Here is a 4956-nt window from a genome sequence, read left to right as displayed (position 1 = left end):
AAAAAAATGGATACCGAAAAAAGCCCAATTGGTAAAACGGATTACCATACTATGGGTGCCTGTTTTGATGTGTTGTCGTTATTAAAATAGTGATATTTTGTTGTGTAGACCTTTAAACCGCCTTTTGGCGGTTTTTTTGCTTAGTTTATAGCGCTTTTCAAATACATAATAATCACCACAAAATATAATTTTGCGCGCCCCCTACTTTTTAGACCTCATATTTTGAATAAACACTTAATAATAAAAAATTTTGCACGCTAGCGGCGTATAGTAATATTAAAGAGAATAAAAAAGAGATACAGGTAATGCCAAACGGGAACAACCCCCACACTATTAACGCATGCGAGCTTGTCGCTTGGCCGCGCATTGCAGCCATAGCCGCTATGCTCAGTTTTTCACTTCCCACTTTTATTACCGGTCTAGAAATACATCAAAGTTCAAGCGTGGGTAACACATTATGGGCACTAATTATTGGCTCACTACTATTAACCCTTATTGGTGGTGCTATGGGGACCATAGGTGTAAAAAGCCGCTTAAGCTCTTATTTATTAGTAAAAATAGCGTTTGGAAATGCTGGCGCGGGCATTGTTAATATTGCCTTTGCTTTGTCGTTAATTGGCTGGTTTGGCGTAAATATTGATTTGTTTTCAAATGCGGTAGTGCGTTTACTCAGCGCAGAGTTTAATATTATTATGCCCGAATGGCCCATCGATATAGTTGCAGGTTGCGCCATGCTCATAACCACTTTATATGGGTTTAAAGCCATTAATGTGTTGGCCTCAATAATGATCCCTATTTTAGCTATAGTTACCGCCATGATGCTCTTTGGCGCACTCGATACCATGCCAATGGTCAACTTTATTAATTTAGAAAAGCCATCAAGCCTGTCACTTGAAGATGGGGTTGCGGCTATTGTTGGCGGCGTAATTATTGGCGCTATTATACTGCCCGACATAACCCGCTTTTCTAAGCAAAAACGTGGCGGCGTTTACACCTCATTTTTTGCCTATATGGTAATTGAATTAGTGGTTATTTTTGTGGCTGTGTTTGCCGCAGCCGCCATGCAAGAAACCGAAATATTAAGCTTAATGCTTGCGCTCAATTTAGGGTTTTCGGCGTTTTTTATTGTGATAGCAGGCAGCTGGATTTTAAATTCGTTAAACCTATACAGCACCGCACTAAGTGTAGAGGCCACCTTCCCACATTGGCATAAAAAATGGGTTGTTGTGTTATTAGGTTTAGTCGGTATTGGCGCAGCCTTTATAAATATTTTAGATATGTTTATAAGTTTTTTAGCGTTTTTATCTGATATTTTTGTACCTGTTGCAGGCGTAATAATCGTTGATGCACTGTTTATAAAACCCCAAGCTTACAACGCAGCAACTTTAAAAAATAACGCTAACTTTTCACTTCCCGCATTTAGCGCGTGGTTTGTAGGCGCAGCATATGCGGTGTGTAATGGCGTTTTATTTAACGTAACAATAAGTGGCATTACCGTGATTGATGCCATTATATTAACGGCCGTTATTTATACTCTGTTTGCAAAAGCCCTTGCGTCAAAAGCCGTTATACAACAATAATTTTAAACAATAAAAGGCGCGTGATGCGCCTTAATCGTCCTCGTCTACTTTCATTTCATCACGCCATTTAAGCTTTTCAAGCGGGTAGCCTAAAAAGAACTTAGCGCGTTCAAGTACTATACGTGTAGTCAGCTTTTTAATTGCATACTGTGAGCTGCCGGTTAGCCTGTCGCACATTGCATTAAGCGCTTGAATATCAGCAAAACAACAAAAAGAAATATAATCAATATCGCCACTTAATTGCATGCAATCCATTATTTCGGGAATGTCGTGTATGTCGGCTAAAAACTTTCGCCGTGCGGCTAAGTTGTTATCCTCTAGCGTAAACTCCATATAAGCAAACACGTGCTCACATATTTGCTCTAAATTTATATCCGCATGAAAGGTTCTAAAGTACCCCGCTTCTTTTAGTGCTTTTACTCGCTGAAAACACGCACTGGGCGATAAGTTAACTTGCTCGGCCAATTCAACGTTTGTTAGGTCTGCAGTAAGGTGCAGAATTGCCAGTATTTTTTGATTATACCTGTCTATTTTTATCGTTTTTTTCATAACCGGTTTCACATTTAAAAATCATTAATTTTGTAAATTTGAGGTCAACAAATACATAAAATTACGCGCTTAAGCGTTTTTTTCAGCAATTTGTGTATGCCGCATTAAGGGTTTACAAAATATTATTTTGTCTGAAAAAGCGACAATGTTTATCACTAAGTAACATCACCTTGATAGTCACATTAGGACATAGAACATGAGCAGATACAACAAAATACGCTTTCGTAAAACACTATTAGCATCGGCAATTACTCTGTCGTGCATAAACTATGTGCATGCGCAAGAACAACAACAAACAGTAACTGACACTATAGAAAAAATTTCGGTGATATCGCGCGGACGTGTTGAGTCAATTCAAAACGTGCCCGACTCGGTTACCGCATTTAGCGCCGAGACAATCGAAAAATCACGTATTACTAACTTTCGTGATGTTGCTAATTTAACTCCTAACTTATCGCAACTCGATAATTTTAGACCTGGCCTTGCCCGTATTACGATTCGTGGCTTAATTACACCGCAGGTAGGTGATCCGCCATTAGCGTTTGTAGTCGATGGTGTTACCGCCCCCGATTTAGAGTTTATAAATCAAGACCTCGTTGATATTGAACGTATTGAAGTTATGCGTGGTGCACAAGGCGCACTGTATGGCCGCGGCGCCATTGGTGGTGCAGTTATTGTGACAACTAAAAAACCCATTGAAGACTTTGAAGGTAAGATTAAAGGCTCTATAGGTAATGGCAACACGTATAATTTGAATGCGGTTGTATCGGGTTCGCTTAACGATGAAAACACCGCTTATTTTAGAGCCGGTGGTTACATTAAAGATACCGACGGGCTAATTAAAAATACCTACACAGGCGATTACGCCGACCCATTAAAAGAACAGTCGGCTTTTTCTCAGTTAGAGTTTGAACTAAGCGAAGACACTTCAATAAATCTTAAAGGTAAGTACACCTCAAGCGAAGCTGGGTTTGCTTACTACCAAGGGGTGAGTGATGACACCTTTGAAGACTTTTCAATTAATACCTCACAAAATATTATTAACCAAGATGAGCGTGATGTGTATGAGCTAAGCGCCAAGCTAACCCAACATTATAATTTAGGTAAATTTGAGTTTATAACTGCGTATAGTAACTCGCAAAACGAACACTTTTACGATGGCGACTACTCGGCAGATGCCACCTTTATTGACGAAGATGGCTTTTTTAGAGCCCCGTTTGGCACAGAAGGACTATACGATATTGAATCGTTAACGCTAGAGTCGCGGTTTGTATCCCAGTCGGACCAGGCTTTTAGGTGGTCAGTGTCGGCGTTTTATCAGCAGCGTGACCGCGATACCGCAGTATTATTTTACGATGATTTTACCGATGCCGAAATTTTAACGCGTGCAGATTTTGCCAACGACGAACCCTACCTCTCAATTATCGATAACAACAGCAGCGATGCATGGGCACTTGCTGGGCAATTTAACTACGATATAAGCGAGCAGTTAGAGCTAACCGGTGCGATGCGCTACGATCACGATACTCGCGAGTCGTTCAACCCAACTGACAAAGAGGCCACTTACGCTAAAAAATCGTTTAGCCAATTACAGCCAAAAGTAACGCTTGCGTACCAAATGACTGAAGACCTACTGCTTTACACCGGCTATTCGCGTGGTTTTAGAAGCGGTGGCTTTAACGAACCTGCCGACGGTATTAGCCGCACCTTTGATAAAGAGGTTTCTGACAGCTACGAAATGGGCTTTAAAACCACTTTGTTTGATAACAAAGTGACCCTCAATGGCGCCGCGTTTATTATTGAGCAAGACGATGCGCAATTTACCCAATTTAATATAGATACCTTCACCCTTGAAAACCTCTCTATTGACCAAGTACAAACCAAAGGCTTAGAGCTTGAAGCCGCCTTTGCTGCCACCAGCAATTTAAATATTAGCTTTAGTGCAGGTATTGTTGATTCAGAAATTAAGCGCTTTGCACTGCGCCCCGAACTTGCAGGGCGTCCTCAGTTTTGGGTGCCTGAGTATAATTATGGGCTGTCGGCAAATCATAACTTGGCACTCAACGCTGAGTGGTCACTGTTCTCGCGCGCCGAGCTATTAATTGAAGGCCCTAAAACATTCAGTATTGATATCCCTGATGTTGAGTCATCGCGTTATACCTACCTAAATGCAGGCGTTGGCCTTAAATCAGACCAGTGGAGCATTCAAGTTTACGTAGACAACCTTACCGATGAGCGTGCCATTGAAGATATTTTTCTACTAGCTGATGGGGTAACAGACCTAGTGCGCCAACCAAATAAACCGCGTAGTTACGGTATCGAGCTCAGCTACGAATTTTAATGTATTTCCCTTACACGGCAGGCATGCCTTTTATTGCCTGCTGCTTTTTTAGATAACCCATAGCGATACACACATGCAAATTCTTAATCGTGAACAACTTATTGATATTTTATACGGCTGCGCCATTTTAGGCACTGGCGGCGGCGGTGAGTTAAGTGAAGGTATTGCCTATATTGATGAAGCACTCGCACAGGGTAAAACCTTTAAGCTAATTAGTGCTGATGAAGTACCGCCAGGGGAGCTGGTATGTACACCTTATATTTTAGGGGCAATATCACCTTTAAGTGAACAAGAAGAGCGCGCTTATGCAAACCTGCCCCGTACCAATAAACATGCTATTTTGGCCGCTTATGAGCGCGCACTACAGTACACAGGTAATGATGCTATTTATGGCACTATTTGTTGTGAACTTGGTGGCTCAAACACGGCGGTATCGTTTTACTTAGCAGCAATGTTTGATGGCTATATTATTGATGCCGACCCCGC

At 41.4% G+C, this 4956-nt stretch carries 4 protein-coding genes; 3 read left to right on the top strand and 1 reads right to left on the bottom strand.

Annotation, left to right across the window (positions count from 1 at the left end; genetic code table 11):
* Nucleotides 1–305 precede the first annotated feature (305 nt).
* Nucleotides 306–1580, top strand: a complete 1275-nt coding sequence (locus AABI99_RS17495; protein ID WP_338367402.1) for a cytosine permease — start codon at nt 306–308, stop codon at nt 1578–1580.
* Nucleotides 1581–1610: 30 nt separating this feature from the next.
* Here the strand turns inward: AABI99_RS17495 and AABI99_RS17490 are convergent, their stop codons facing one another.
* On the bottom strand, nt 1611–2129 hold the full coding sequence (locus AABI99_RS17490) for an Lrp/AsnC family transcriptional regulator (RefSeq protein WP_338367401.1): 519 nt from the start codon (nt 2127–2129) through the stop codon (nt 1611–1613).
* A gap of 196 nt (nt 2130–2325) precedes the next feature.
* On the opposite strand from AABI99_RS17490, the gene AABI99_RS17485 reads away from it, so the two are divergent.
* Both AABI99_RS17485 and AABI99_RS17480 read left to right on the top strand, forming a co-directional pair.
* Nucleotides 2326–4470 (top strand): TonB-dependent receptor, encoded by a 2145-nt coding sequence (locus AABI99_RS17485; RefSeq protein ID WP_338367400.1) that lies wholly within the window; start codon nt 2326–2328, stop codon nt 4468–4470.
* 73 nt (nt 4471–4543) lie between these two features.
* A partial coding sequence (locus AABI99_RS17480; RefSeq protein WP_338367399.1) for a DUF917 family protein occupies nt 4544–4956 on the top strand: 413 nt, incomplete at its 3' end.

The sequence above is a fragment of the uncultured Pseudoalteromonas sp. genome (genome assembly GCF_963922945.1).
GTDB lineage: Bacteria > Pseudomonadota > Gammaproteobacteria > Enterobacterales > Alteromonadaceae > Pseudoalteromonas.
Note: the sequence above shows the minus strand (reverse complement) of the source record. Positions and strands in the feature narration are given on the sequence as shown.